This is a genomic window from Lujinxingia vulgaris (genome assembly GCF_007997015.1).
Taxonomy (GTDB): Bacteria; Myxococcota_A; Bradymonadia; order Bradymonadales; family Bradymonadaceae; genus Lujinxingia; species Lujinxingia vulgaris.
On the sequence record NZ_VOSM01000115.1, the window covers coordinates 1 to 507 of the forward strand.

Below are 507 nucleotides of genomic sequence, written 5' to 3' on the forward strand. Positions count from 1 at the left end.
CATTTGCACAGGATGGTACCACTTACAAAGAAACCAGTAGCCAATCTCCTCAATGTCCTTTTGTCGTTGTCGGAGGCCTTCGGTGGGTACTCTTTGCTTTCAACGTATCGCTTGATATCGAAATACCAAGGCTTACCGTCCCGTTCCTCTTCCACCTGACAACAATGTGCGGGTTTGCCACGACACCGAAATTCAATGTATGGTAGGTCCCCGTGCGGTGTTAGCTGGAACATAGATGCCAACGTAGCAAGTGCATCCGCCATTTGATTTTCCTCGCGGGGAACATGATGGAAGGAGATCTCATCGAAAGTCTTAGCCAATTCCTTGATGTAGGCTTTGTAGGGTATCAGCTTGGGATCTCTAGTTTCCCATTCCCCTCTCAGTTGGTGAATCACCAGTGTTGAGTCCCCGTACACCTTGAATAGCTTGACATTGGAGGCAATTGTTGCCTGGACGGCCAGGGCGCATGCTTCATACTCAGCCATATTGTTGGTGCAGTTAAACCCG

General features: G+C 49.1%; 1 protein-coding gene. It reads right to left on the minus strand.

Going from position 1 to position 507, the window contains the following annotated elements; translation table 11 throughout:
- On the minus strand, positions 1-485 hold a 485-nt coding region (locus FRC98_RS22355; protein WP_230467913.1), incomplete at its 3' end, for a ribonuclease HI family protein.
- Between the last annotated feature and the right edge of the window lie 22 nt (positions 486-507).